Annotated in this window: 26 protein-coding genes; 14 read left to right on the top strand and 12 right to left on the bottom strand. The window is 54.3% G+C overall.

The genetic code is table 11. The features are described from left to right. The first annotated feature begins 49 nt into the window (after positions 1-49). Positions 50-892: a right-handed parallel beta-helix repeat-containing protein gene (locus ACWHYZ_RS02745; RefSeq protein ID WP_447987508.1), complete on the top strand. Its 843-nt coding sequence runs from the start codon at positions 50-52 to the stop codon at positions 890-892. Between the two features lie 51 nt (positions 893-943). On the opposite strand, the gene ACWHYZ_RS02740 is transcribed toward ACWHYZ_RS02745, so the two are convergent. After that, the gene (locus ACWHYZ_RS02740) at positions 944-1,309 is read right to left on the bottom strand and encodes a hypothetical protein (RefSeq protein WP_447985761.1); all 366 of its coding nucleotides are present in this window, start codon (positions 1,307-1,309) and stop codon (positions 944-946) included. A gap of 75 nt (positions 1,310-1,384) precedes the next feature. Further along, on the bottom strand, positions 1,385-1,831 hold the full coding sequence (locus ACWHYZ_RS02735) for an EVE domain-containing protein (RefSeq protein WP_447987507.1): 447 nt from the start codon (positions 1,829-1,831) through the stop codon (positions 1,385-1,387). Between the two features lie 397 nt (positions 1,832-2,228). Between ACWHYZ_RS02735 and ACWHYZ_RS02730 the strand changes: the two genes are divergently transcribed. Continuing rightward, a complete protein-coding gene (locus tag ACWHYZ_RS02730; RefSeq protein ID WP_447985760.1) occupies positions 2,229-3,038 on the top strand; it encodes a YdcF family protein in 810 nt (269 codons plus the stop codon). 76 nt (positions 3,039-3,114) lie between these two features. On the opposite strand, the gene ACWHYZ_RS02725 is transcribed toward ACWHYZ_RS02730, so the two are convergent. Beyond that, positions 3,115-3,489, bottom strand: a complete 375-nt coding sequence (locus tag ACWHYZ_RS02725; protein ID WP_447985759.1) for a hypothetical protein — start codon at positions 3,487-3,489, stop codon at positions 3,115-3,117. Positions 3,490-3,624: 135 nt separating this feature from the next. On the opposite strand from ACWHYZ_RS02725, the gene ACWHYZ_RS02720 reads away from it, so the two are divergent. Then, the gene (locus tag ACWHYZ_RS02720) at positions 3,625-4,416 is read left to right on the top strand and encodes a YkgJ family cysteine cluster protein (RefSeq protein ID WP_447985758.1); all 792 of its coding nucleotides are present in this window, start codon (positions 3,625-3,627) and stop codon (positions 4,414-4,416) included. Between the two features lie 281 nt (positions 4,417-4,697). Beyond that, positions 4,698-5,318, top strand: coding sequence for a bifunctional phosphoserine phosphatase/homoserine phosphotransferase ThrH (gene thrH, locus ACWHYZ_RS02715; protein WP_447985757.1), 621 nt, complete (start codon positions 4,698-4,700; stop codon positions 5,316-5,318). A gap of 129 nt (positions 5,319-5,447) precedes the next feature. Here thrH and ACWHYZ_RS02710 read toward each other — a convergent pair whose 3' ends face one another. The 6 genes from ACWHYZ_RS02710 to ACWHYZ_RS02685 form a co-directional block, all read right to left on the bottom strand. Beyond that, positions 5,448-7,379: a RecQ family ATP-dependent DNA helicase gene (locus tag ACWHYZ_RS02710; protein WP_447985756.1), complete on the bottom strand. Its 1,932-nt coding sequence runs from the start codon at positions 7,377-7,379 to the stop codon at positions 5,448-5,450. Positions 7,380-7,470: 91 nt separating this feature from the next. After that, a complete protein-coding gene (locus tag ACWHYZ_RS02705) occupies positions 7,471-7,881 on the bottom strand; it encodes a hypothetical protein (RefSeq protein WP_447985755.1) in 411 nt (136 codons plus the stop codon). 22 nt (positions 7,882-7,903) lie between these two features. Then, positions 7,904-9,640, bottom strand: coding sequence for an alginate export family protein (locus ACWHYZ_RS02700; protein WP_447985754.1), 1,737 nt, complete (start codon positions 9,638-9,640; stop codon positions 7,904-7,906). Between the two features lie 240 nt (positions 9,641-9,880). Beyond that, positions 9,881-10,174 (bottom strand): twin-arginine translocase TatA/TatE family subunit, encoded by a 294-nt coding sequence (tatA, locus tag ACWHYZ_RS02695; RefSeq protein ID WP_447985753.1) that lies wholly within the window; start codon positions 10,172-10,174, stop codon positions 9,881-9,883. Positions 10,175-10,198: 24 nt separating this feature from the next. Next, positions 10,199-10,477: a twin-arginine translocase TatA/TatE family subunit gene (gene tatA, locus ACWHYZ_RS02690; protein WP_447985752.1), complete on the bottom strand. Its 279-nt coding sequence runs from the start codon at positions 10,475-10,477 to the stop codon at positions 10,199-10,201. Positions 10,478-10,643: 166 nt separating this feature from the next. Then, positions 10,644-12,083: a class I SAM-dependent methyltransferase gene (locus ACWHYZ_RS02685; protein ID WP_447985751.1), complete on the bottom strand. Its 1,440-nt coding sequence runs from the start codon at positions 12,081-12,083 to the stop codon at positions 10,644-10,646. Between the two features lie 132 nt (positions 12,084-12,215). On the opposite strand from ACWHYZ_RS02685, the gene ACWHYZ_RS02680 reads away from it, so the two are divergent. Beyond that, complete coding sequence (locus ACWHYZ_RS02680; RefSeq protein ID WP_447985750.1) at positions 12,216-12,767, top strand: hypothetical protein; 552 nt, start codon at positions 12,216-12,218, stop codon at positions 12,765-12,767. A 140-nt stretch (positions 12,768-12,907) separates the two neighbouring features. On the opposite strand, the gene ACWHYZ_RS02675 is transcribed toward ACWHYZ_RS02680, so the two are convergent. Continuing rightward, positions 12,908-13,147: a hypothetical protein gene (locus ACWHYZ_RS02675; RefSeq protein ID WP_447985749.1), complete on the bottom strand. Its 240-nt coding sequence runs from the start codon at positions 13,145-13,147 to the stop codon at positions 12,908-12,910. Positions 13,148-13,347: 200 nt separating this feature from the next. On the opposite strand from ACWHYZ_RS02675, the gene ACWHYZ_RS02670 reads away from it, so the two are divergent. Together ACWHYZ_RS02670 and ACWHYZ_RS02665 are read left to right on the top strand one after the other, a co-directional pair. Beyond that, a complete protein-coding gene (locus ACWHYZ_RS02670) occupies positions 13,348-14,007 on the top strand; it encodes a sulfite oxidase-like oxidoreductase (RefSeq protein ID WP_447985748.1) in 660 nt (219 codons plus the stop codon). 221 nt (positions 14,008-14,228) lie between these two features. Continuing rightward, the gene (locus ACWHYZ_RS02665; RefSeq protein ID WP_447985747.1) at positions 14,229-15,395 is read left to right on the top strand and encodes an MFS transporter; all 1,167 of its coding nucleotides are present in this window, start codon (positions 14,229-14,231) and stop codon (positions 15,393-15,395) included. Positions 15,396-15,436: 41 nt separating this feature from the next. On the opposite strand, the gene ACWHYZ_RS02660 is transcribed toward ACWHYZ_RS02665, so the two are convergent. After that, complete coding sequence (locus ACWHYZ_RS02660; protein ID WP_447985746.1) at positions 15,437-15,886, bottom strand: response regulator; 450 nt, start codon at positions 15,884-15,886, stop codon at positions 15,437-15,439. Between the two features lie 192 nt (positions 15,887-16,078). Beyond that, on the bottom strand, positions 16,079-17,113 hold the full coding sequence (locus tag ACWHYZ_RS02655; protein WP_447982970.1) for an IS481 family transposase: 1,035 nt from the start codon (positions 17,111-17,113) through the stop codon (positions 16,079-16,081). 136 nt (positions 17,114-17,249) lie between these two features. Here ACWHYZ_RS02655 and ACWHYZ_RS02650 point away from each other — a divergent pair, with 136 nt between their 5' ends. The 7 genes from ACWHYZ_RS02650 to ACWHYZ_RS02620 all read left to right on the top strand — a co-directional run bounded on the left by ACWHYZ_RS02650 (position 17,250) and on the right by ACWHYZ_RS02620 (position 25,371). Beyond that, complete coding sequence (locus tag ACWHYZ_RS02650; protein ID WP_447982971.1) at positions 17,250-18,296, top strand: IS110 family transposase; 1,047 nt, start codon at positions 17,250-17,252, stop codon at positions 18,294-18,296. 746 nt (positions 18,297-19,042) lie between these two features. Beyond that, positions 19,043-19,789: an outer membrane beta-barrel protein gene (locus ACWHYZ_RS02645; RefSeq protein ID WP_447985745.1), complete on the top strand. Its 747-nt coding sequence runs from the start codon at positions 19,043-19,045 to the stop codon at positions 19,787-19,789. 1,344 nt (positions 19,790-21,133) lie between these two features. Next, positions 21,134-22,195, top strand: coding sequence for a glycosyltransferase (locus tag ACWHYZ_RS02640; protein WP_447985744.1), 1,062 nt, complete (start codon positions 21,134-21,136; stop codon positions 22,193-22,195). Continuing rightward, a complete protein-coding gene (gene hpnK, locus ACWHYZ_RS02635; RefSeq protein WP_447985743.1) occupies positions 22,144-22,995 on the top strand; it encodes a hopanoid biosynthesis-associated protein HpnK in 852 nt (283 codons plus the stop codon). Before ACWHYZ_RS02640 ends, hpnK begins: the two co-directional genes overlap by 52 nt. Before the next feature lie 84 nt (positions 22,996-23,079). Next, positions 23,080-24,525 carry a hopanoid biosynthesis associated radical SAM protein HpnJ gene (gene hpnJ, locus ACWHYZ_RS02630; RefSeq protein ID WP_447985742.1) on the top strand — a complete coding sequence of 482 codons (1,446 nt, stop codon included), beginning with the start codon at positions 23,080-23,082 and terminating at the stop codon, positions 24,523-24,525. Continuing rightward, the gene (locus tag ACWHYZ_RS02625; RefSeq protein ID WP_447985741.1) at positions 24,506-25,003 is read left to right on the top strand and encodes an EamA family transporter; all 498 of its coding nucleotides are present in this window, start codon (positions 24,506-24,508) and stop codon (positions 25,001-25,003) included. Before hpnJ ends, ACWHYZ_RS02625 begins: the two co-directional genes overlap by 20 nt. After that, positions 25,000-25,371, top strand: a complete 372-nt coding sequence (locus ACWHYZ_RS02620; protein ID WP_447985740.1) for an EamA family transporter — start codon at positions 25,000-25,002, stop codon at positions 25,369-25,371. Before ACWHYZ_RS02625 ends, ACWHYZ_RS02620 begins: the two co-directional genes overlap by 4 nt. The last annotated feature ends 119 nt before the right edge of the window (positions 25,372-25,490 follow it).

Here is a 25,490-nt window from a genome sequence, read left to right as displayed (position 1 = left end):
CTTTCGCGCCCGAATAATGCTTCCGCCTGTACCAGGATGGCGGGTGAAAATGCCAAGCGACTACCCTCACAAAGCTGTTCCGCCATCTCGTGATGAGACGGCGGAAGTGTACGATCCTCCGGACAATCCTGCCGGTGGAAGGACCTTGGTGGTCGACGCGGCCGACCCCTCGGCATACCCGCGTCCCAGTGCAGCACTGAAGGACGCCGAGGCGGATGACCAGGTGTATGTTCGGCCCGGCCGGTATGAAGACAAAGTCTTTTTGACCGAACGGCCGGTGTTGCTGGTGGGGGCCGGGCGAGACAGGGTGGAAATCTTCAGCCGGCGGGGCGGCCCACTCTATCTTCAGCGTGTCACGGGAGGCCGGATCAGCGGCATCACATTTCGGTACGTCGGGAGCGACCAACACTCAGCGATCAATATTCTTGATTCATCCTGCACGATCACCCGATGCCGAGCGTCCGAAGGCATTTTATCTGGAGTGGTGATCTACGGCACGCAGTGTCGACCGTCTCTCATTGAAAACGAGGTGTGTTATAACCGGGAGTCGGGAATTTTCGCCTTCGCGGGCGCCCAGCCCTACCTCTCGCAAAACTCCTGCTACGGGAACCATCACTTCGGCATCGCCGGCCGGGACCCGGGCACACGCGCGGACCTGGTGCGCAACCAATGCCGCGACAATATGCTCAGCGGCATGCTCCTGTTCTATCATGCCGAGGCGATGCTGCTGAACAACACGTCTTGTGACAATTATCATTGGGGTTTGGTCATGACGCCAGATAGCCACACGACGCCGTCCCCCGAACAGTTGAATCAATCCAACGTCTTCGACCACAATCCGCGGGGGCCAGTGACGATCACCGACGAGCCGCTGAAAGAGATTGGACGTTAGAGTTGAGGATGGAGGGAGGGAGGGCTTGGCGTTCGCTGACAATACCGACAGCTATCGAAGTGGCGAGTCCGGATGGAAGTGACCGATAATGGCGTGATGTAACTCATGCCCGCATGCCGTAAAATCCATTTTCGAACAATAAATCGTATTTGTATTGAAGTCAAAGAAGCCCTTCACACTCTGCACGCCCGCTGATGAATCGGTTCCGTAAAGGGCCATCGAAGGCTTACCCGACATCCGTTCGTACCGGTCGTGCAAGCTCGCTTGGTCAAGCCAGACCACTCGTAAGTTCTTGAGCTCGTGCCGCTCATAATAAGGGGCAGAGGGTTGGAAGCATCCGAGCAGCGCAAGCGAGACCATCGACAGCAACGTCCAACTTCCCACTTGTCGTATTCGCTGACGCGTATGGAAGCCCATTACCTAGCCTTATAAGCGTAGGCTTAAAGCTTACACCAGAACACAGAAAAATCAACTTGCCCGGTCCTACGTTCCCTATTTGTCGGCGATTGACAGAATATGCTTCCATTCTTCAGACGCTACCGGCTGAACAGAAAGGCGGGATCCCTTACGAAGGAGCTCCATGTGCTTGAGATTAGGGTCGTGTCGTAACTGCTCCAAGGGAATGGGACGGGGGAAAATCCGGACCAGCCTGATATCCACCATGTCCCAGAGAGGCTTCTCGGGTGTGCTTTTTGGATCGAAATGGACGTCGTGACGATCAAACGCCGAGTGATCTGGATATGCTTCACGCACGACTTCGGCAATTCCCACGATGCCCGGTGGATCGGCATTACTATGATAGAAGAAGATTCCATCGCCGACGTGCATGGCACGCATGAAGTTTCTGGCCTGATAGTTTCGTACGCCGTCCCAGCAGGTTGTCCGTCCGGGTGCCTTTTGTAAATCCTGAATTGAAAAGGCAGCCGGCTCTGATTTCATTAACCAATAGCGCGGCGTCGCCGTCTCTTGGCTCTTACTCTTGTGTCGTCCCTTTACCACGTGTATCCTCCTTGCGGCATACATTCATCCAACGACTCACAGAGCGTGAACGAACGTTCCAGCCCTAGCCCGACCGTGGGGTTCGGGATAGGCAGGTCGAAGCCACGCAACAGTGAAGGATGTTCAAAAAGGCGTCAACGCGGCCACAGCGAGTGAGAGGCCGAGCCGTGCCCTTCCACCCGCCATCTCTAACCCTGCCAAGACAGACTTTTGTCTCGAGGCGCTACGTTGAGGCTTTGAACGAAGCGAGAACAAAGCTGAAGCCCTTTTCAACATCGTGCCAAGCCATGCTACGTGAATTGATGACCTCGCACAACGTCGAAAAGAAAGGCATGGAATGGAATTGTCTCCGTTTTGGTTCGGCTTGTATAAGCTCATCAAATATGGGGTCTACCCTTACACCTGGCTGCTTCTGCTCTTAGGGCTCTTGGTGCTCTCGGTCTTTTGGCCACACTCGGCCAAACGGCTCGGACGGATTCGCCTCATCGCCTTGATAAGCTTCGCCGTCGCCTACTTACTCGGCAGTCCACTGATTGCCACTCAGTTGATTGGTCCATTGGAAGAAGAGTATCCAGCATTTGATGGCGCTACGGGACAGCACTTCGACGCCATCGTGGTCCTCGGTGGAGGCGTCTATGAAACAGGCACTCTTCGGCCACGTACCGTCCTGAGTGAATTTACGCTCGTTCGTACACTCTGCGGTGTAGATCTCTTTGCTCAGGGGATCGCCGATCACATGATCATGTCGGCGGGAGATGCGACGATCTTCGGCTATGGTCCGGAAGAATCTGTGGAGATGAAGCGGTTCGCCGTACGGCTCGGCCTTTCCCCCGACGCCATTCTCACCGAACATCGCTCGCGGACCACGTATGAAAGTGCCGTTGAAACGAAGCGGTTGGTGGGTGATAAGAAACTCCTTCTCGTCACGTCCGCCAGTCATATGCCACGTGCCATGGCGCATTTTCGAATGCAGGGATTGAATGTGACCGCAGCGCCCTGCGGGTACACCTTGAAAGATCGCTCCGATCATTTTTGGAGAGGCCAACCCTTCGACTTGATCCCGCGGGCTGACGTCCTGCTCATCAGTACGAATGCGATTTCCGAGCGAGTCGGCATGTGGGTGTATCGCGCAATAGGAAAATTGTAATGGAGCAAGTGAAACAGCCACCCTCAGGACAGCCGGACTGGCTGTCCTGAGGACAGCCGACTGGCTGTCCCCCGGTTCATGCTGAAGCCGGGCCGTCGGTTGTTTCGAGATATTCAATGAGGGCTTGATACGTCAGTTGACGCGTGGAGGCTTTGGTGGGCGTCCCGGACGCATTCGACTCCATCCATACCTGGTTGAGAATGTGAGTGCGGGCCTCATTGCAGACCGTCCACATTGCATGAAGAAAGCCATCCGGCAGACCGACCTGCATGCCTTCGGATTCAATCCGATCGTCTAAGATCGCCAACAAGTCTGAGATAGCCTGATCGGGTCGGTAGGGAGCGGGGGTAAAGCCGAACGACTGTTGCGTCAGCGCCTCCTGGGCAGCTTGTTCAACCAGATCATGCATGTATTCTTTCAGCAGGCCGATCACATGGCCGGATAGCTTCATACCACTCAGACCCTTCCTTCCCTCATTATCTGAAATCGGCCTGCGCCCCGCAACATATCACACGCTTCAAGTCCGTTCCTTGACCGTTCTGACAGACGTCCACTAAGATGGGATCAACATTCATCATGGTATCGCATGGACGCGGCACGTTCCGAACGATTCCACATTTCACTAAAGACACCCGCCGGAGACCTCTCGACGGCCGTCGATGTCCCGGCGAATTTTGTACCCATTACGGCCATCGTTCCGTTGACACGGCGTCTCGGCGAAGAAGCGACTGCGCTGGAGCAGGCACAGAGCCAAGATGCAGGTCAGCATGTCTCCTGCCAAAAAGGATGTGCAGCTTGCTGTCGCATGCTCGTGCCGATCTCGCCTCCTGAAGCCTTCGCCCTGAAAGCTATGGTCGATGCGCTGCCTGATGGACGTCGAAAAGCCCTCCTGAACAGACTCGGTAGTGCACGCACACATTTGCAGCAAACCGGAATCCTTGCCCGGCTCACTGCATTAGCGGACAGTGAACGCCCGCTGACCGATGAAGATATGGAACCCATTAACCGGGACTACTATGCCCTCAGGATGGCATGCCCGTTTTTAGAAGAAGAGACCTGCTCAATCTATGAAGACCGGCCGGCTGCGTGTCGCGAATTGCTGGTCACGACACCAGCCGCTCTCTGTGATGACCTCGTCAATAATCCGGTGCACCCCCTTCCCGCCCCAATGCGTGTGGGAACCGTCTTGGCCCTCTTGTGGTCTCAATTAAGGGGAACGGCCCCGACCTTGATCCCACTGCCGATCGCGTTGGATTGGGCAGAGCAGCATGCAAGAGAAGGGCAAGGCACGTGGCAAGGCACGGAGTTACTAGAACACATGCTCGGGAATGTATCGCGAATACTTGAACAGGAATTCGCCAACCGGGCGACGAGGTAAGCGGTGCGCAAGGGATAAGCCGTGCGATTGAACATGACCTCTTGATACGGCGGTCCAGACTCGACACGCGCTTCCTTCGCTCGACCCACGGTCGGAAAAGGCTTCACCCAGAAAAAGTGCTGAGCGCTTATGCATAGCCATCTCAAACTGTATTGCCGTATTTGAAGAAAGCCGTGGCGTCCTCTCGTCCAATGGATGACAGGAGATTGTCCATAAAAGGAATTTGGGCTATCATGCGCCGTCCATCAATCTTCGATGGTGTGTCAAACTAGAGGAGAGCTATGACCAAACCGGTACTCGCGTGCCTCGATTTGGAAGGTGTGTTAATTCCAGAGATTTGGATCAACGTCGCAGAGAAGACGGGAATTGCTGATCTTCGGCTCACCACACGCGATATGCCCGACTATGGCGCACTGATGAAGCGACGCCTCGGGATCTTAGATGAGCACAAGCTTCGGCTGGCAGACATCCAATCAGTCATCGCCATGATGCGGCCGCTCGAGGGTGCCGGGGAATTCATCGCCTGGCTCCGTGAACGGTGCCAAGTGATTGTCGTCTCTGATACATTTTCCGAGTTTGCCCTGCCATTGATGCGGCAACTGGGCTATCCCACCATCTTCTGCAATCGCCTCGAAATTGACACGGCTGGCCGCATCGTCAACTACCAGTTACGTCAGCCGGATCAGAAGCGAGCCTCGGTCCTGGCCCTCAAAAGCCTCCAGTTTCGCGTTCTAGCAACCGGCGACGCGTACAACGACACATCTATGTTAGGAGCTGCAGACGCCGGTGTCTTCTTTCGTCCCCCGCAGAACGTGGCGAAGGAATTTCCGCAATTCCCGGTCGTGCACACATATGCAGAACTCAAAGCGGAGTTTTGTAAGGCTGGACCGCTGCCGCCTTAGCGGCTTGACTTCACTCCTCCTCCACATCACGCAGGAGGCAATAGGCGACGAGGCCTAGATGCTCCTCCACTTCGCGCATCGAGCGAGCATGCTTCTTAGCGTGCGCGCTCTGCGAGCACAGGGGAGCGCCTAGGCCTCGCCGCCGTCTTCATTCACCACCTGCAACACCTGCCTTCCATAGCGTTCCAACTTCGCCGGTCCAATTCCCGGAACCGATTCCAGCAAGCTGATGGACGTAGGTCGCAGGCTGGCAATATGTCGCAAGGTTTTGTCGTGAAAGACCAGGAATGAGGCCACCCCTTCTTCGGCCGCGATCCTCGCTCTGAGGGCGCGAAGCCGTTCAAAGAGGCCTCGATCCGGATGACTGTCGTGGAGCGGGGCTGCGCGTGAGGGCTTCTCGATTGATCGACGGGGTTCCTCCGTTGGCCTTTTCCCATCAATGGGTCCCCACACCAAGCGTTCTGTCCCTTTCAGTACAGCCATGCCTTTCGCACTCAACGTCATCACGGGAAATTCAAGACCGTCAAAGACAACGTGGCCGGAGGCCGCGAGCCGACGAATCAGACGCGTAACGCCGCTTCTGCCAAGACCTCGCAATCGTCCAAACGACTCGGTCGTGTGTAAACGCAACTCCAGGACGGCTTTCCCCGTGCTGCCATAGAGCACGTCCGTGACCCGTGTGGCTCCGAAACGGCCCTGGAATTTGTCGACGGTCGCCAGCACCATGCGGGCGTGCCGAAGCATCTCCTCGTCTGCTTCTGCCGCCACCGGGGGAGACGAACAGAGATCGCACTCACCGCACGGGCCCAGTGTCGTTTCTTCCACGTCCCCAAAATAATTTAAGAACGTGAGCTGACGACAGGTTTGGGAGTAGGCATAGGACACCATGCGGCGAAGGAGCTCACGACAGGCGTCCTGGCGCTGAGACACGTCAGTTCCGGACTGCGGAAGGCCTTCGCCTAACTTTTGGATGAAGAATTCCTGCGTCGCGACATCACTCTGCTGAAAAAGCAACACACACTGAGCATGATCGCCATCACGGCCGGCTCGGCCAGCTTCTTGATAATACGCTTCGAGACTGCCCGGCACGTCGTAATGTATCACCAGCCGCACATCCGGCTTATCGATTCCCATGCCAAAAGCATTCGTAGCGACAAGGATGCGAATCCGATCTTGTGAAAATTGTTCGTGTATAGACACACGTAATTCGTCTGCGAGACCCGCATGATAATAGTGGACGTCGGGATACAAGGTTCGAAGCCATTGCGCCAGCTCTTCCACATGGCGACGGGTTGAACAATAGATCAGCTTCGTCCCGGTGCGAGTCTGGCTCAAGAGGGATTGTAAAATCTTGTGTTTGTCCGCCTTAGACGAACAGATCTCGACGGCAAATCGCAGATTCGAGCGCCGAAAGCCGGTGATGACCGTCAGTGGCTGGCGGAACTCCAACTTCTCGTGGATATCCTGCTGAACTCGTGTCGTCGCCGTAGCGGTCAGCGCCAAGCAAGGTGGAAAGTCCAGCTGTCGCCGCAATTCACCAAGCCGCAGATAATCGGGACGAAAATCGTGGCCCCAATGAGAAATACAATGAGCCTCGTCTACCACGAGCAACGATGTTCCTGCCATGCGTACATGCCGCATAAACCAGTCATGCTGAATGCGCTCCGGGGCAAGATAGAGCAATCGCAGTTTCCCCAGGCGCATGTCTTGAATCACCCGATCCCGCTCGGTTGGTAGGAGACCGGAGTGAAAGGCAGAGGCGGCGATCCCCCGTGTCCGGAGCGCGTCAACTTGGTCCTTCATCAGGGCGATAAGAGGCGAGATGACCACGGTCAGGCCTGCTGTGAGCGTCGCCGGGAGCTGAAAGCACAAGGATTTTCCTTGCCCTGTCGGCATAACGGCAAGTACGTCACGCCTGTTCAGCACAGCCTCCATTACTTCACGCTGACCATGGCGGAAATCTTCGAATCCGAAGCGCTCGCGAAGGTGTTGGAGAAGATCGAGAGGTGGAGATTCGGGGCGAGAGTCGAACATGCGCGTGGGAGTATAAACGTCTGCCACAGATACGACAAGTTGAAAGTCAGCCCAAAAAAGAATCCCCGCCGAAAAATACTCGGCGGGGATTCCCAGACCCTGAATTTCTATCTACCCGTTATGGCGCGACGTAGCTACCGAACTTCGGAACCTTATCGCAGCCGTCACCCCCACCTCCAGCCTTGCACAGGTGAAAGAGTGCTCCCTGAGCCGAGAGGCGCGCTTCCTTATGCAGCTTGGCCTGTCCATATGCAATGGACTCTTCTAAGAGACGATTGGCGTCTCCACCAGCGCTCGATTTGCTTCGTGCTTCTTGAAGCAAGGCGGTCGCCTTTGCGATCTGTCCAACATCCGATCCCCAACGCTTGTTGGGATCGACCGTCGTCCGTCCACCCAAAGCGGGTGGATCGGTCAATTCGATAATGGCTTGGTTCGTCAACGACGTCGCCTCATCGGCTTGAGCTGAAAACGGCACGCTGATAAATCCAGCAACCGCCGCTACAGCAAGAATCATCAACTTGTTACCCATAGTCAAATCTCCTTTCTGTAGCTTAGAAATTCACCCAGAGTGACACATACGCCCACTGCTGATTGGAACTGTTGCCAAGGTTCTGCTTGATGTAGTCACCCGTCCACATGTAGCCATAGGTCGTCTGCAAGGCCACTTTGCCATCGGCGAACATACGTGTCCATGTGAAGTCCACTTCGTCGCCGATGTGCTTTGCGGTGTTGTTGCTCTTCGAGAAGACATAGACGGTCTGCGAACCACGGTACCAGTTGTCTCGCGCACTGGCGAGATTGAAATTGTTGTACCAGATCTCAAAGTGGTCGCGCGCCGATGGACGGAACTGGATATTGGCCGAAGGCGTGAGCATGTTTTTCCATGCCATCACATCCATATAACCCATGTGGATGTGGTTCGTCGGATACAAGTTTTCAAAAGTGTTGCCGGTAGTGCAACGATAATTGGCGGCGCCGGTGCCTGCAACAACCGGAGCGTTACAGTTCGCATTCCCATCTCCAGACGCGTAGTCAAAACCGACCGCAAAGCGCGGCTTCCACTTGGACTGGTAGTGCGTATATCCCAACCAGTTTCGAGTGGCCCAGGCATTGATATGTACATCCTGAGTGGTGGCACCATTGGTTCCGACGGCTTGCCCTGACGCCATTGTTCCAAACTGATATTCGAGTTCATTAATAAAGTCGAAGTTGCCTTTCCGCATTTCGGTCCGATTACCGATGGTATGCCGAACCTGATTTGCGGACTTTGGTACCCAGACACCTACGTTCGATGTCGCTGCAGCGGCAAGGCCTGGTCCGGCTCCTGTTGCAGAGGCCAGGCCGCTCTGCCACAGAATATAGTGTGGCTCAATTAAAAAACCAGGGATCGACTTGATCTGATTGTAAAAAACTACCATTTGCGCCTGTTGCTTGGATTGGCAGGCGACATTTGCAACTCCACCGCAGTTATTGAAACTGCCAGTCGACGCGGCTTCGCCGATGTTCAAGTCGGCCTCTCGAAACCACCCCAACCACGTTTCGATGTTTTTGTTGCCGCTGTAATTTAACATGAACCCGTCATGGGAGAAGCCGGTGTTCGCCCAATCAAAGTGACCAAGCAAGGAGTGATTTCCGAACACTAAATATTGGCGGCCCGCCTTTAAACTCAGACCCTGCACGTCGCCGAGATTTCTGACGAGCATATAGGCCGCACGAACGCCAAGTCCACAACCAGCAGCACCGTTTGCGCCAGCCTGTCCGCAATTGTTGTTCAAGGCTGGCCCACCAGCCTGGCCAGCATTCGCCGGGTTCGCAGTGGTACCCCAGTCATGGGAGTAAATCAGCTCGACGTAGAAATTGACATCTGGCGAGAGATCATAGCCGATACCCAAACGAGCCCATTGCTGGACGAAAGAATTGTTCGCACCTGGCCCTTGACCGCCAGTCCCCGACCCTCGAACCCCGGCATTACAACCGCCAAACCCATTAACCGGCGATCCGCCGAAGCAGACGCCGTTCCGCCATTCCGGTCTCACGCGCATGTCGCCGCGGATCCAGAGATTCTTAAGATCGAAATTCCGGCCGATCACCGGATCGTAGTTTTCGTAGGCTTCTTTTTGAGGCATGTTCCGCGGGATCGCGGGAAGGTTCGTAATACGTTCGCCCGGTGGTAGTTCGTAGGCGGCGAAGACTGGTGAGCTGAAGAACTGAACTGCGGCGACGACTACGGCCGCCGCGAAGGCGATCGAGTGGCGAAGCCACCCTCTTCGTCCTTGAATGCTTCTCATAGCGTTCCTCCTGTTGATTGGATAACGATCTGCCGATGGCTTCCGTGCTCGACCACCGACGACCCTTGTGACTCCAACCGCTTCCACTATGAAGAGGTCGTCCTATATATTGAATCGTGCTGAGGCATTGTGCCGATGCCTCGGCGTTGACTTCATGTGACGATCCGTCACCCCCTTTCGACGCTTCGTGTGCCCTAGCTAAACGTCGTAATTATATCTAAGTTTTATGAAAATTGATCATCAACCCTTCGGCGCATTGGCATCCGACACTGATTCCGGACTCTTGGTAATGTTCTCGATCTCCTGCTCAGCTTCTTTCATCGAGGCTTGGAAGTCCTGTTCTACCATTTTGACTTCCTGCTGAATCAAATTAATCTCCGGCTCGACAGATTTGCGAAGATCGTCGGCAGTTTCCTTGAACCCCCTGACGGCCTTGCCGACTTGTCGCCCGACTTCTGGAAGTTGTTTGGGACCAAACAGTAGGAAGGCAATGACCAAAATGATGAGAATTTCTCCCGCACCCAAGCCGAACATCTCGAATAAACCCCGTTCTGCAATTCATCCGTGTTTGGGTTGGTCGGTCGGCGCGGCGTGTGGCTGCGCCTGGGTCTGGACACCGGGCTGCGGTTGCCCGGCCTGAGGAATCTGCTGGGTTTGCGCCGTGTGCTCCTCCGTCGGTGTCACATCGACGGCATCTGCTTCGTTTACTGATTTTTTAAATCCTTTGATGGCCTTCCCTAAACCTTCACCCAATTGGGGGATCTTCCCCGCGCCGAAAATAATCAGCACGATGATCAAGATCAGCAAAAGTTCCATCCAACCAAATGAACCGAACATGTTCCCTCTACGTCATCCAGGGCGAGTGTACAAATAACCCTGGTCGATTAGCCTTTCGATATAATCCGAAAGGGGTAAGGCACGCTAAAACCTCGAGCACCGTACTAAAAAAGTCCAGTCGAGTCAAGAAATTTCTTTAGAAAATAGACGGTTCTGCGAATTGCCGCTATGGCTTCATGAAATGGTGGTAATAATCCACATTCTGAGCTGGAGCCTGAAGCGCAGACTGAATGGTGTCACGATCGTAGCCAATCGCTTCCAGATCTTGCAGGGCGGTCGTCAATTCTTCTTCCGTGAGATAGGCAATCGTATCGGGAATCCCATCGCGCTTCAAGGACTGCAAGATCGACTCAAGCGTCTCACGATTTTCCTTCGCGATCTCTCCTGAGAGAGGAAATTCGATGCTGCGTTGATACGGACTCCAGTAGGCCTCATTCACAGCGCGAATGGTCTGCAAAATAAGCCGGTCTTGCTCCCACCCTTTCAAGGCATGGCAACGCGGGTGAGTGGCAAGCAGGTCCATCAGACTCATCACATTCGTCGTAAGACAACGGCCGACATATTCTTTTTGCGGTTCGATCTCGGACACTTTCATTCCAAGATGCTTGGCCACCATCTCGGCTAAGGTAAAGTTCACCATGAAACTGTACTGTCCGCCGAACTGTCCATAACAGGGCTTCTCAGGGTCATTGAGTACATCGAGATCGGACGTCCCAGCATCGAAGCTGCTGTACCCAATAGCGCCCGGCGCCAACAGTCGCTTGGCCTCTTTTATCGAGGCATACGCGCCTAGATTCACCGGTACCAAGACGTGATCGTCGATCTTCTTGAGAAATTCGGTGATGGTCTTTCGGTAGGGAATGAGTTTCCAATCCGACTTGCGATATTCTTTTTCCCAGACAATGTCCTCGAGAAAGGCCGGGAATGCCTCAAGCGCTTTGATGTCCTTCGCGTCGAAGGCATGGACGAATCCTGACCAGTCCGCGATTTCAGCGTGCCGAGCTTCGCTCAGGTTCGGCCTGAGGAATTCTTCCTCGACGTCACCATCCTTTCGAAGCATGAGCTTCGTCGGCAGGTCGTTCCACAGTTCATTGCATATTATGCGGTCAACCGAGCCCTCCTTCACGGTGCTGAGGTTTTCGATATGTGCACACAAGGACTCGATACGGTCCTGATGCTGGACGAGATCCGGATGGGCCATCGCGGAGCTGAGAGCAGCCTCCTGTGTATCCACCAACACATAGCGGACTCTCGGATAGACCTGGCCGTTCTTATCGACCGCTTTGAGGTGTGTCAGAAAACAGGCGGCGAGATTGCCGTTTCCGCAACCCCATTCATGAATGATGAGGCTGTCCGAGTGACCACTCGCCGGTTGACTCTGATCTTTTGCCTGATCGCGTTTTCGCACGCGATCGTAATAATCCGCCGCAAGGGCGTGGGCCATCCGATAATCCGCCGCAGCAAATGTTTGAGAGAACTCGCGGAGTCGACCGCCGCGCAGTCCATAGAAGATATCATTGATATGAGCCTGCCACTCATCGACAGGGCGAAATTCACCAATGAGTTGCGGCAAGGCATCTGGATTATTGAAGGTGGTCGTTGACATACGAGGGAGTGTAACAAAAGCTCAAGAGACGCCGCAACCGCTCTTGGCGGCCATTCCGGTAGAAGATCACGACCGCACGCTCCTCGTTGACAGTACCGGGAAGGTCCGTGTAACAATCAGAGTGGGATGTACTTGCCGGCCATCATAGTACGAGCTGCGGTGCTTCTCATCATCGCCGGTTTATGTCCGTCAGGCACGAGTCTGGCTGAAGAGCCGCCCATCACGCGGAACGTGCCGATCCCTGAATTTCAGATCTCCAACGAAGCCAAGCCGTATAACTTCGATGCCGCTCCTCAAGGTCTGTTCCAGTCCATTCAATTTGCCGAAGGCTTCGAAGACGAGCTTGGCTACCATCGTGCCAACGATATCGTGCCGGTGAATCCCACGGATGTCTTTCGCCCGGATGCGTCGGTGTTTATGGTTTTCAAACTTCACCAGCATCTGGAGTCCTTTCAGGTATTCGGCTTGTGCTATCCGGAGCGGGTAGCTGACTTGGATCCGACCAAGCTCATCGCCCAGGACGTGATGTTGATTGCCCTGGAGGATGAGTCAGGATACGTCAAGCTGGATGCCCCACCCGGCGGCTGGAAGCCAGGACAATATAAAGTGGAAGTTCATGTCGGCTGGCGTGTGAATGAAATCAGCCTGATGGGAACGATGCGATTTACCGTTCAGCCGGGATAATAAATGGCACCAAGTGCTTTTTGGCAGAAGGCCGCCTTATACCTTCGTCGGGAAAGATATGTATGAATCACCGGGCTGGCTTTACGAGCCATTCCATCCGAGTCCGTACCTCAGCCAGGGGAAACATCTCAATGAAAGGATTACTTAATCTGCACATACTGATATCCCATTCGCTTCATGCAGACTTCTTTGATGATGTCTTCTTTGAATACATCGGTGCTCCTCATGCCATTCGCCTCCTGCATCGACACTTTCTCGCAATGGGCATAGTCGGCTTGCGCGTCTTGATCCGTTTTCCCAGCCTGTGTCCAATGTCCTGATGGGCTCGTTTGACATCCCACAAACATAACTAGTAGAGGTGCAATGAAGAGTATTCGCATGTCGTCCTCCTGAGTGGAATGGTGATCGTATGGAAGTGAACGAATGGGCGGAAGCTGTACCAAGCCGGTATACTTAAGACAAGTAGTCCGGCAACCTGTTCTGAGGATCGAATCAGTCTTCGTTGCCAGAACGATGTATCCATTATGCAGAATCGAAATCATATTCCTGAACCGTGAATCCGCAAGGCGAAGGAGTCGCCATGGATGAACTCAACGAAAAACTCATTGCTCGGAAAGAAGAATGGGCCAAAGCGAGGCGAGGCCTATCGTTCGAAGAAGGGGCGGTTCAAGATCGACGGCCGCGTGGGAATCGCCTTCCGCCGGGTCAACATCTCACCAAGGGATGGCCGGTACTGGATCTCGGTATCCATCCGGCAATTCCACTGACCGACTGGCGTCTCTCTGTCAATGGGCTGGTAGACACTCCTTTCACGTGGACGTGGGACCAGTTTTTAGCACAACCGCAAGTACACGACGTCTCGGACTTCCATTGCGTGACGACCTGGAGCACGTTCGATAATGCCTGGGAAGGCGTGAGCTTTCGGCACATCATGCAAACGGCGAAGCTTCGTCCTGAGGCTCGCTTCGTCCACTTTACCTCGTATGACAACTACACCACCAACCTCCCATTGGAAGCCTGTGATGATACCGACGTTCTATTGGTACGGATGTGGAATGGACAACCGCTCCCTGTTGAGCATGGCGGACCGGTGCGACTTATCGTGCCCAAACGGTACGCATGGAAAGGCGCGAAGTGGATCAAGGAGATTCTGTTTCTAGAAGACGATCGTAAGGGCTACTGGGAAGTGCGCGGCTATTCGAATACGGCATTCCCCTGGGATGAAGATCGCTATGGCTAGTCCGCTGAAAACATCCGTCAGCTTCGTTCTCGTTCGGGCCACTCGACGTACCGTCGGGAAGGAGCGCGTCTTGGCGCGCTTGGGGTGGGCGGGTGAGATAGTTACGCCTCATAGCCCTCACTCCCTGCGGCCTTGCCGAGCGAATGTTTTGAGCGCGCCAGTTCGGCTATTACCCTCATGCCTGTGCGATTCCCGACATTCTTGAACTCTGACCGTCCGCGATGATTCGGCATATCCCTCGTAACGTATGGGTGACCGGGTGGGTCAGTTTTTTCATGGATGTCAGTTCCGAGATGGTCTACCCGCTCATCCCTCTCTTTCTCTCGTCTACCCTCGGCGTCAATAAATCAACCATCGGTTTGATTGAGGGGCTGGCCGAATCGACGGCAAGTATCCTGAAATTGTGGTCCGGCGCACTCGCTGATCGCTTTGGCAAGAACAAAATGCTGATGGGAGTGGGCTACGGCATTTCCACGGCGTCTCGTCCACTCCTCGCGCTCGCAGGCGGATGGGGAATGGTCTTAACCGGCCGAATGACTGACCGTGTTGGGAAAGGGGTTCGGACGGCGCCTCGGGATGCCATCATCGCGCTCTCCACTCCGCCCGAACGGCTCGGATCCGCGTTCGGTTTTCATCGCGCAATGGATACCGCCGGAGCGGTGGTTGGACCAGCTCTTGCGCTCCTGTTACTCTTGATATGGCCGGGCGATTATCGGATGGTTTTCTGGCTTGCGATCCTGCCTGGGATCATCGCCATCTTACTGATTGTCTTCTTCATCTCCGCAGACGGTCACGCCCCAACAGTTCGTGCGCCATTCATGATGTCTCTGAAAGAGTTCGATACAGGCTTTATCACCTTCATCGTCGTCATCGGTCTCTTCTCGCTCGGCAATTCCAGTAATGCCTTTCTTATTTTAAAAGCCGAACAGGTGGGGATGAGTGGCGGGTGGATTTCTGCCGCGTACTTAGCCTTCAACGCAGTGTATGCCTTGATCTCGATCCCGGCCGGATTGATGGCGGATCGGCTCGGGAGTCGGACGATCATCGTGGCCGGCTTTGGAATGTTCGGATGTACCTATGCCGCAGCCGCGCTCTCCACCGCACCGTGGCACATGGCCGGCTTATTTGTGCTCTATGGATGCTATATGGGGTTGACCGACGGCGTGCACCGAGCCTACCTCGCGACATTGATACCGGACGGTCGAAAAGCCACCGGCTTTGGCCTGTACCATATGGTCGTAGGATTGGCTATTTTACCGGCCAGCATCGCGGCAGGTTTGCTCTGGGATCATATTGGTCCCGCTGCACCATTCTGGTTCGGAGCCGCCATGTCAATGTTAGCCATGACGATCTTCGTGGTGTATGCGAAGCCACGCCCTGGAACTTAAGCTAGGTCGTTCCAGTTCTCAAAAGAGGACTAATGGAATCGTTAGGCTGAAGATGACGCGCCATGATCCAGAAGCGCCCTGACCTTGCGCGACACCTCTCGAATGTCGCACGGTTTCTTGAGAAAGTGATCGTCACCCTGGGAGCGGAGCCGCCTGAAGGCCTGGGGCTGGACGTAGCCGGACATATAGAGAATCTTTATGCCCGGACGCAGTATGACGACTTGTTCTGCAAGCATATGGCCATTCATCTGAGGCATGACGATGTCGGTCAGCAGCAGATGGATTTTGTCTCCATGATGCTGACATAGCTTCAATGCTTGCGGGCCATCTTTGGCTTCTAAAACCGCATATCCCTCACTCTTCAAGATAGATCCCAGGAGCTTTCGGATGGATGGATGATCGTCCACTAACAGAATCGTCTCCCGAGGCGGCTTCAAAGCTTCATCAAGAGGGACAAGCGGTGAGTAGGATTTGATATGGGCATTGGACATAACCAATTCGAGTTTTCTCCATGAGTACGAGCCGGTTCATAGTCCTGTCGAATGAAGTATAGCTAAGAATTACTAATTTGGCGGGAGCGTTCCCGGAGGAGCAATGGCCAGCAAACAGTGTGGCAAGACGGCTTATCTGTTAAGGTGTATAGCTCAAGACTTCATCGGACAGACAGCAAGTCCTCACCGGGTTTAGGCTGCTAACATCTTCTCCTTCGCCAGCGGCACACTGTCCCCAAACGTTTGCATCGGCGTTTTGCCGTAGCACCAGCGGCCTTGATGGGACCGCTGTTCGTTATACTCCCGCAGCCACACGTCCAAATCTGCCTGGAGTTCGTCGAGCGTCCGATAGATCTTCTTCCGGAACACCACACGGTAGAACTCGTTCAACATGGTCTTGTGGAACCGTTCGCAGATCCCGTTGGTCTGAGGATGCCGGGTCTTAGTCCGCGTATGATCGATGTTCTCCACTGCCAGGTACAGTTCATACTCATGGCGTTCGGGTGCGCCACAATACTCCGTGCCGCGATCGGTAAGGACCCGATTCAGCGGAATGTCGTGCTGCTCAAAGAACGGCAAGACCCGGTCATTTAGCAGTTCCGCCGCCATCACCGGTGTCTTGCGGTCGTACAGCTTCGCAAAGCCCACCTTGCTGTACGTGTCGATGAAGGTCTGTTGATAGATCCGGCCCACGCCCTTGAGGGTCCCGACATAGAACGTGTCTTGCGCGCCACAGTAGCCGGGACATTCGCTCTCAAATTCCCCATGGGCTTCTTTGTCCGCCTTTGCCCTCTCCAAGGCCACCACCTGGGCTTCCGTCAGCACCCGCCCGTCTTGGGCGACCTTGGCCTCCAACGCCTTCAGGCGTTTCCGCGTGGTCTCCAGGTCATGCCGCAGCCAGATACCCCGGACGCCGGCCGGTGAAATCGTCAGGGCCTGCTGGCGCAGTTCGTTCGCGACGCGGACTTGGCCCCACGCGGGTTGGTCAATTGCTATCTGGACGATGGCCTGCTCCACCTCCGGGGCGACGCGATTCTTGAGTAGCGGTTTCTGCCGGGAGATCTCTTGTAACGCCGCCTCACCGCCCGTCTCGTACAGTTCTTTGAACCGGTAGAAGCTATCTCGGCTATACCCCATCAGCTGGCAGGCCTTGGAGACGTTGCCCAGTTGCTTCGCCAGTTCCAATACACCCACCTTGGTCTTGATGATCTTCTGCTCCGTGGTCATCGTCCTCGCTCCTTTCTTGAAGGCGAGGACTCTATCTGACTGTCAGTCACTATGCTCTGGAGAGAGTATTGCCTGCAGTGAGAAGGATCAGTACTTCCTGGAAGTCTTCGTTCTACTCATTATGATGGAGGCTTCTATGGCGACCAAGAAAAAGCAGCAGGACGTGGGGCAAGTGCTCTTTGTTGGCATTGATCTTCACCGAAAGAATTGGCATGTCACGGTCAGAACAACGGAGGTAGAACTCTTCCACGGCACGATTCCCGGTCGATGGGATGCGTTGCAGGCCCTCCTCAGTCGTTACCGCCGTGCCGTGCTGCACGTCGTCTACGAGGCGGGATATTTTGGGTACTGGCTTCACGATCGGCTGGTGGCGGTGGGCGCCACCTGTATCGTCACGCCGCCCAGCTTGATTCCTCAGGAGGCGGGCAATCGAGTGAAAACCGATCGGAAGGATAGCCGAAAACTGGCCCTGCTGTTAGCGAAGGGGCTGCTGAAGCAGGTCTGGGTACCAGACGAAGAGGGTCGGATGCACCGACAGGTCATTCGGCGGCGCCGCCAGCTCATTGGCGATCGTGTTCGCACGCAAAATCGCATTAAAGCGGAACTCCGATTCTACGGCATTGAGCTTCCTGAGCCCACAGGGCCATGGACCCGTATTTACCTACAGAACTTACAGCGTCTCCGGTTCTCTACCGCGTGGTTGCAGGACAGTTTTCAACGGCTCTTAGAGGAGTACGAATTCCTCACGGGTCAGATCGTCAAGCAGACCAAATTGCTCCGATCACTCGCAGAAACGGACCGCTATCGATCGCAGGTTCAATGGCTCCGAACCATTCCGGGCATTGGTCTCATTGCGGCGATGGAGTTGCTGTTAGAATTAGGCGACCTGCACCGATTCAGGCACGGCGATCAATTGGCGGCGTATGTTGGGCTGACGCCCTCACAGCACTCCAGTGCGGACAAGGTCCGTATGGGCCGCATTACCCGGTCCGGCAAAAATGCGCTCCGCGGGACGCTCATAGAAGCCGCGTGGCGGTTTCTCACAAAAGATCCCGGGATGCGATCCATTTATGACCGATTGAAACTACGAACAGGTGCGAAGCGCGCTGTGGTCGCTGTGGCCCGTCGTCTGCTCCTGCACGCCAGACGCGTGGTGATCCTCCGGCAGCCGTACCCTGCGTAAGTCCATGGCGCCGAGAAGCCAACTGTGGATTCAGAGGACGGAAGGAGCGTGACTTTATCTGCCTCGTCGGCAGTGACGGGGCGTCTGTCAGTATGCTCCTTCTTCTCATCGATATCCCTCGAATTGATGACCTGTGGTCGGCGTTCCGATCACGAATAGCAGATTGGGAGGGCTTCTCAGGGACCTTGACCTTTGACATAGCAGATTAAGTTCTAGCTTTCACAGTTAAGGCAGAATGGGGCAGTCAGCCCACGCCCTGCCAATGACGATGCAGGAGATGCATTTTGCAAATCCGTTGCTGCATCGATGAGGCGCGCAATCAGCACGAGGCATCCCTTGCACAGACCCATGAAACGGCATCGCTTCATTTGCTGTATTCCAAGATTTAAGGAAACTTTTCCATTTCGAAAGCAATAATATTCCACCACGATTACACCACGCATCCATCTTCACTCCTGCCATCAGAAATCGCCAAGCGCCAATCCTTTCATCGTTCCTCCCTCCTCTGATGACGAAGTGTAGCCCAAGTGCTGACTTACCTCTTCCGTCTCGGCCACTTCTGCATCGAGTTTCTTTTATGCAACCTGGCTCTTAACACTTTGACTACCCAAGTCATTTCGCCTGACTATATGGCGAGTTACTTAGCCGGCCTGTGGGAAAATGCTTGACCTAGCATCGTACGAACGGTAAAGCGCATATCCGCAAAATCGGCATGATTGGCCCTATCTCATTGGCGATGGGGAGCTATGGGCGACGTTATGGTCGTTCGGGTCCGGCTTCTGGCCGTCATAAGGCTTTTCACAAGAAGTCTGCCGCGGTGCCCTCATCATCGACTCCACCTTACAGTCGCTCTTCTTGGCTTGTGGTCCCTAGCGCCACAACTTCGTCCGGTGGAGGCCGAATGGTATCTTGGTGCCTATGGTGGCGTCACCATGCCGCAGGACACGGGGTTTCGTCAGCTCAGTGGGACCGTCCATACTCAGTTCTTTTCGGATTTCACGTTTTCAAATGGTGCGATTGGCGGTCTGAAGTTCGGCAACTATTTTCTCGCCGGCGGGCTGTTTGATGACAAATGGGTGGGGCTGGAAGCGGATGTGTTTTATGCGCATCCATCATTCCAACCGCAAACAATGACCGGGATGAACACGGTGACCGGGGCGTCTGTGGTCGCGACGGTCCCGCATACCGGACTGGGCATGCTGGGCGGGACCTTAAACCTCGTGATGCGCTACCCTGGCACCTATCTGAAGCCGTATATCGGAGGAGGGGTTGGAGGGGTACACTTTTCAGCCAGCGAGACCGGCTTCGGCCCCGTCAATTCCACGAATATTCTGGGAAGCTTGATGGTTGGGATTCAGGTGACGTTTACAGATCACATTGGGGTCTTGGCAGAGTTTAAGCATCTCATGTCCGACTTTCAGTTCGCATCAGGTCAGCACACCTCGGCCTTCCAAGCGGAGAATATCATCGGTGGGCTGGTGTGGCATTTTTAAAATGGCGAGCATCTTCCACTCTATTTAGGGTATTGTGCCGATCTTCGCCCCACAACGCACTTGACATGCGACTTCGTGACGGCGTCCAGATCCAAAGCCGGGGGACAAAAAGCGGCGACATCAGGATGGGCCTTATGAGAACACCTGGCCGATAATTGCGTCGAGAGCGCTCCGCGGCATTCGATGTTCTTCACCCGCTGACCTTCCGACTGCATGTTCCGGCCTGCACCACTGCCTTGTAAGGCGGACCCGGGGATGGGCATTGGGGCACCCTAGACCCCGAGTCTACATCAATCATTGAGCCTTAGATTCAGCCGCGGTGGCAGAGTCGCACAATTCGTTAGCTCCTTGCCGATAGTGAAATCGCTATCGGCCCTACAGTCACTTGTATCCTTTAACCGATTATAAGGTTTTTATATTTTATCTATATACACGTGGGGTCGTGGGCACTCCCGTTAACACAATGTTGTGACATATTTCTTGTGAAGATATTTCTGAAAAGATCATGGCAGCATTCCCGGCGGAGTCGTCGGTGGACTGACACCCTTGTTTTGGGATTAGCCTTTATTGCTATTCCGTATATTCTCGATGTCGCCTTTCTCGGTGATCTCACTCCCAGTCACTATGCTCAGGAAATTGTTATCGAGACCGAAGACTTCGAACAGATCGATAATCAAGGACCTGCCTTCGATATCACGAACAGTGTTGTTATCGCTGAATACCGTGATTCGTCACCTCTTTCCGACGTTCCGGTTAATCTCTCAAGTTCCGCGCCCTGTCCGACTCTCTATCTGACTTCGGCATCGCTGGTATCCCGTCCTCCGCCTGCTTGTCCCCTCTCCTGAGTCTTCAGTTTCGAGCCCGCGACCTCGAAATGTCACCTGGGGCTTCTCTTATTTGAGAAAGCGCTACGGTTAACAGTCTTTTCTGACAACGATTCGATGCTTCATCAAGGTTTTGACTTTCAAAGCGGAACCCCGACAGGGCGCAACATGGCCCTTAAAATCAGCTAAAGACAACGGGCCCCAGGAAGAATAATGAAAGAGCAAAAGAAAGAATCAGCCGCATGAGGTAATTAGGGGTTAATGGAGTGCTGTCAATCGAAACGAAAGCTGTACGAAAGCTCTACATCGTTCGGTTCTGGCAGCAGATTCCATGGTTCGGCCTATAACGCCTGGTGCCACGCGATGAACTCGTATGATTTCATCCAATCGGCGTCTCTAGTCCCAGTCATTGTTGGGTCTATCTACTATGTCGTGTGTCTGATGTGTGTGGTCATTTTTCACTTGCGGTCTTTTTCTATCTCCTCAAGTTCCCCGCGGCGGCTGGCCGGCCGTATCCATTTTGAAACCTGTACACGGATTGGAGAAGGACCTTGAAAAAAATCTCCGCAGCATCTGCCTGCAAGACTACCCGCAATACCAAGTGATCTTTTGTGTGCAAAATAAGAACGATCCTGCAATTCCTCTATTGAAACAGCTCAAAGCAGAATTGAGCTCTGATCTGGTCAACGTCGTTATCGAGGAACGAGAGGTGGGAGCCAACGGCAAGATCAATAATCTCCTCGGTGGCTTGACCTATGCGAAACATGAGGTCTTGGTCATCAGCGACAGCGATGTGTATACAAAATCGGATTATCTCAAGGCGATTGTGGCTCCACTTGGCAATCCAGAGGTAGGCTTCGTGTGTACGTTTTTTAAAGCGACATCAGCGGCGTCGTGGTTTGAAAAAATGGAACTGCTTACGATGAATGCCTGCTTTTTCCCAGATACGGTCTTTGCCTACATCACCAAGACGGCAAAATTCTGCATCGGCGCATCTCTCGCCTTTCGACGTTCAAGCTTGCAGCAAATCGGAGGACTAGAAAGTCTGGCAGACTATTTTGTCGAAGACTATGAACTGGGGCGCCGCATATGGGAACAAGGCAAAAAGCCGGCCGTTGCTCCCTATGTGATCGAATGCACCGTGGATCTAAAAACTCCCTCCCAGTGGTGGAATCACCAAGTCTATTGGGATCAGAACTCCTGCACCGTCAGACCCATCGCCCTGTTCTCAACATTAATTCTTCGCCCTGTTCCCTTCGCGATCCTCTTTGCGGGCCTGCGACTCGCCGATCCACTGGGACTATTTGTGCTTGGTGGAGCGGTCGCACTGCGCCTGTCAACGGCTGCCGGAATAATGAAATATGGCCTCGGAGATCGGGAACGTCTCCAGACGTTGCTTCTGCTTCCCTTTCGGGACATTTTCGGTGTCGTGTCATTGTTTCTTGGTCTTACGCGGAAGACTGTCGTGCGGCGTAACAAACAGTTCCTATTGACCAAAGATGGACGCATGGTTGCCAGGGAGGCACCTCTGTGCGAAAGCTCATCATCAATGGAGACGACTTCGGGCTTGCTGTCCCGGTGAATGAGGCGATCGAGGAAGCTCATCGGAGCGGCATCCTCACGTCGGCCAGTCTTATGGTCGGAGCCAAGTCGGCCGCAGACGCCGTTGACCGTGCCAAACGATTGCCTTCATTACGAGTGGGGTTGCATCTTGTTTTGGTACATGGTCTGGCGGTGCTCCCCAAATCGCATATCCCAGACCTTGTTGACGAACAAGGAGAGTTTCTTCCGGACCCCATCCTTCTCGGCTTGAAATATTTCTTCCAACGAGAGCTGCGTCCACAGCTAGAAGCGGAAATCCGCGCACAATTTCAAGCCTTCTACGATACCGGTCTTCGTCTCGACCACGTGAACGGACACATGCATTTTCATCTTCATCCTGGAATCCTGGAGTTTATTCTTAAGATTGGAAAAGATTTTGGATTGCGTGCGATGCGACTTCCCTATGAACCTCCCGTGTGGGCTTGGCGCGCTTCGCGAAAAGGGCTTTTTCGCAAGATTGGAGGCTGGGCGTTTCTTCTTCCGTGGATTGCGCTTCTGAAAACAAGGCTGAAGTGGGCTGGGATCCGCTACAACGACTTTCTCTTTGGTCTCAGCGATACAGGGCATTTAGACCGCGAAATTCTCCTTCAAATCCTTCGGCGACTCCCGCGGGGCGTCACCGAGATTTATTGTCACCCCGCGACCCGGCGATGTGCGGAACTTGACCGCGCGATGCCCGAGTATCGGCATGAGCTGGAGTTTGAAGCGCTGACGAGTCACCTCGTGAAACAAGCGATAGCGGCTTCGGGGTCTCAGCCGATTGGGTTCAGTCAGCTATGAACATGTGAAGTAAGTCGACACGAGTTCATCCGAACACGTACCGTTTCAAGTGGGATTGCTTTGGCTTCGACAAAGGAGGCTGTGATGAAAACGCTGCTGCTTAATCCGCCTTCCTTCGAGGGATTCGATGGCGGTGCTGGTTCTCGATATCCCGCGACTCGGGAAATTCCATCGTTCTGGTATCCAGTCTGGCTCTCCTATCCCGCCGGCATGATCAAAGAAAGCCGGCTGGTCGATGGGCCATCTCATGGTCTTAGCCCGCAAGAAACCGTCTCGATTGCCAAAGATTACGAATTCCTTGCTCTCTTTACCACGACACCAGGGTTTAAGAGCGATGTGCGCCTGGCTCAAATGGTGAAGGACATGAATCCCGCCATCACCATCGCCTTTGTCGGCCCTCATGTCACGATTCAGCCGGAACAGAGCCTCAAAGCTTCTTCGGCGATCGATTTCGTGGTGCGCCGCGAATTTGACTATCCGTTGGCCGAGTATGCTTCGGGGATACGTTTGGACAAAATCGCTGGCGTCACGTACCGGCAGAACGGACATATCATTCATAATCCGGACCGGCCCTCTATTGAAAATCTCGACGCCTTGCCCTTTGCCGTGGATGTCTACAAGCGTGACTTGGACATGACACGGTATACGATTCCATTCTTGAAATATCCGTATGTATCCTTTTACACGTCGCGGGGATGCCCGGCATTGTGCACGTTCTGCCTCTGGCCGCAGACGACGAGCGGCCATCCGTGGCGCACTCGAAGCATTCCGAACGTCGTGCAAGAAGTCCGGCGGTGTCTGGAGTATTTCCCGCAATCGAAGGAAATCTTTTTCGATGATGATACCCTGCCTTGGGCCAAAGACCGGACCATCGAGTTGTGCAAGGCCCTTAAGCCGTTAAAGTTTACGTGGTCGTGCAATGCCAGGGTGACAGTGGCCTACGAGACGCTCAGGGCTATGAAAGAGGCGGGATGTCGCCTTCTGATCGTGGGATTCGAATCTGGCAACGATGAAATTTTAAAGAACATTAAAAAGGGAGCGACCGTTCAGCAGGCTCGGCGCTTCATGAAACACTGCAAGGAACTGGGGATCGTCGTGCAGGGTGATTTCCAAGTGGGCTTGCCTGGCGAGACAAAGGACACCATTGAGCAGACGATACGATTGGCCATGGAGCTTGACCCTGACACGATTCAAGTGTCCATGTCCCATCCCTATCCCGGGACCGAGTTCGACGCCTACCTCAGGAAGCACAATTATGCTGTCGACGATGTGATGACGGACGCGGGAGGTCATCAACTTCCGGTGTTTGAGTATCCAGGCCTGAGTAGAAAAGAGATCATGCAGGCGGTGCAGCAGTTCTACGATCGATTTTACTTTCGGCCGCGCGTCATCTTCCGCATTCTTCGGCGAGCGATTTTCGATAGCCATGAGAGGCATCGTCTGTATGTTGAGGCGATAGAATTTTTTAAGGTGCGGGCGCAACGAAAGCGGTTTGTCAGAACCGAGAGCCATGACCTCTCGGGAGCCTGAATTCATAGAACCTCCTGCAGAGGGATGTCCGACATTGCTACAGAGCGCTGAGCGAAACAAGATTATCGCCTTGCTCGGGATGGCGGTCGTGAGTCAGGCGATCGGTAATGTGCTCCTGAGTCAGGGCATGAAATCGGTGGCGACGCTGTATCCGGTCGTCACCGGCGATTGGCTGATGGTTTTTCTGCTCTGCTGCAGTCCGTCGATTCTCTTCGGTCTCGCGTTTGTGATAGTCAGTTTCGTCCTGTTTGCCACCACGCTGTCTCGTGCGGATCTGAGCTTTGCGCTGCCCTTGGTGTCCTCCGAAGTCGTCGTGAATGTCGCGTTCGCGAAATATTTCTTGCAGGAGACGGTCTCCCCCACGCGCTGGCTCGGTGCAGTGTTGATTTCCATCGGCGTCGTTCTGGTCCTAAGATCCTCGCCAAGAACATTTGCGGTCGCGAATGAGCCAGTTAAATTGCGGCAAGAGATCCGATGATGATGACGGCTGTTGTGATCGCGATCATGGTGGTGACGGATGCGGCGACCGACCTCTTCTTGACGAAGGGCATGAGACAGATTGGGGAAGTGTCCCTCCGTGATCCCGCGGCCTTAGTGCTCTTCGCGGGGAAGGCGCTGTCCAATCGTCACGTTCTGATCAGCATCGCGTGCGCGGCCATACGTTTCGCTGGTTTTCTCATTGTTCTGTCCTGGGCTGATTTAAGTTTTGTATTTCCCGCGACGGGGATGGTCTATGTGGTGGGAACGTTAGCGGCCAAATTTATTCTGGGGGAAACGATCTCCGCTAATCGATGGGCCGGAATCATGCTGGTCTGTCTGGGTGTCGGATTGGTATCGATCCCATGAATGCGAGACGAGTCATGTAGTGTCGAACTGCATCGTATTGACGCGCTCATCGCGGCACAATACTCAACCGGGTAGGCCGTGAATCTGTCGGACACTCAACGCGAAACTCAAATCACTAG

This window comes from Nitrospira sp. Nam74 (assembly GCF_965152615.1).
This window is presented reverse-complemented; position numbering and strand designations above follow the sequence as displayed.

Coding starts and splice junctions, on each gene's coding strand:
- ACWHYZ_RS02745 (WP_447987508.1), top strand. CDS start 50: ATGCCAAGCGACTACCCTCACAAAGCTGTTCCGCCATCTCGTGATGAG.
- ACWHYZ_RS02740 (WP_447985761.1), bottom strand. CDS start 1,309: ATGGGCTTCCATACGCGTCAGCGAATACGACAAGTGGGAAGTTGGACG.
- ACWHYZ_RS02735 (WP_447987507.1), bottom strand. CDS start 1,831: ATGAAATCAGAGCCGGCTGCCTTTTCAATTCAGGATTTACAAAAGGCA.
- ACWHYZ_RS02730 (WP_447985760.1), top strand. CDS start 2,229: ATGGAATTGTCTCCGTTTTGGTTCGGCTTGTATAAGCTCATCAAATAT.
- ACWHYZ_RS02725 (WP_447985759.1), bottom strand. CDS start 3,489: ATGAAGCTATCCGGCCATGTGATCGGCCTGCTGAAAGAATACATGCAT.
- ACWHYZ_RS02720 (WP_447985758.1), top strand. CDS start 3,625: ATGGACGCGGCACGTTCCGAACGATTCCACATTTCACTAAAGACACCC.
- thrH (WP_447985757.1), top strand. CDS start 4,698: ATGACCAAACCGGTACTCGCGTGCCTCGATTTGGAAGGTGTGTTAATT.
- ACWHYZ_RS02705 (WP_447985755.1), bottom strand. CDS start 7,881: ATGGGTAACAAGTTGATGATTCTTGCTGTAGCGGCGGTTGCTGGATTT.
- ACWHYZ_RS02700 (WP_447985754.1), bottom strand. CDS start 9,640: ATGAGAAGCATTCAAGGACGAAGAGGGTGGCTTCGCCACTCGATCGCC.
- tatA (WP_447985753.1), bottom strand. CDS start 10,174: ATGTTCGGCTTGGGTGCGGGAGAAATTCTCATCATTTTGGTCATTGCC.
- tatA (WP_447985752.1), bottom strand. CDS start 10,477: ATGTTCGGTTCATTTGGTTGGATGGAACTTTTGCTGATCTTGATCATC.
- ACWHYZ_RS02685 (WP_447985751.1), bottom strand. CDS start 12,083: ATGTCAACGACCACCTTCAATAATCCAGATGCCTTGCCGCAACTCATT.
- ACWHYZ_RS02675 (WP_447985749.1), bottom strand. CDS start 13,147: ATGCGAATACTCTTCATTGCACCTCTACTAGTTATGTTTGTGGGATGT.
- ACWHYZ_RS02670 (WP_447985748.1), top strand. CDS start 13,348: ATGGATGAACTCAACGAAAAACTCATTGCTCGGAAAGAAGAATGGGCC.
- ACWHYZ_RS02665 (WP_447985747.1), top strand. CDS start 14,229: ATGATTCGGCATATCCCTCGTAACGTATGGGTGACCGGGTGGGTCAGT.
- ACWHYZ_RS02660 (WP_447985746.1), bottom strand. CDS start 15,886: ATGTCCAATGCCCATATCAAATCCTACTCACCGCTTGTCCCTCTTGAT.
- ACWHYZ_RS02655 (WP_447982970.1), bottom strand. CDS start 17,113: ATGACCACGGAGCAGAAGATCATCAAGACCAAGGTGGGTGTATTGGAA.
- ACWHYZ_RS02650 (WP_447982971.1), top strand. CDS start 17,250: ATGGCGACCAAGAAAAAGCAGCAGGACGTGGGGCAAGTGCTCTTTGTT.
- ACWHYZ_RS02645 (WP_447985745.1), top strand. CDS start 19,043: ATGGGCGACGTTATGGTCGTTCGGGTCCGGCTTCTGGCCGTCATAAGG.
- hpnJ (WP_447985742.1), top strand. CDS start 23,080: ATGAAAACGCTGCTGCTTAATCCGCCTTCCTTCGAGGGATTCGATGGC.
- ACWHYZ_RS02625 (WP_447985741.1), top strand. CDS start 24,506: ATGACCTCTCGGGAGCCTGAATTCATAGAACCTCCTGCAGAGGGATGT.
- ACWHYZ_RS02620 (WP_447985740.1), top strand. CDS start 25,000: ATGATGATGACGGCTGTTGTGATCGCGATCATGGTGGTGACGGATGCG.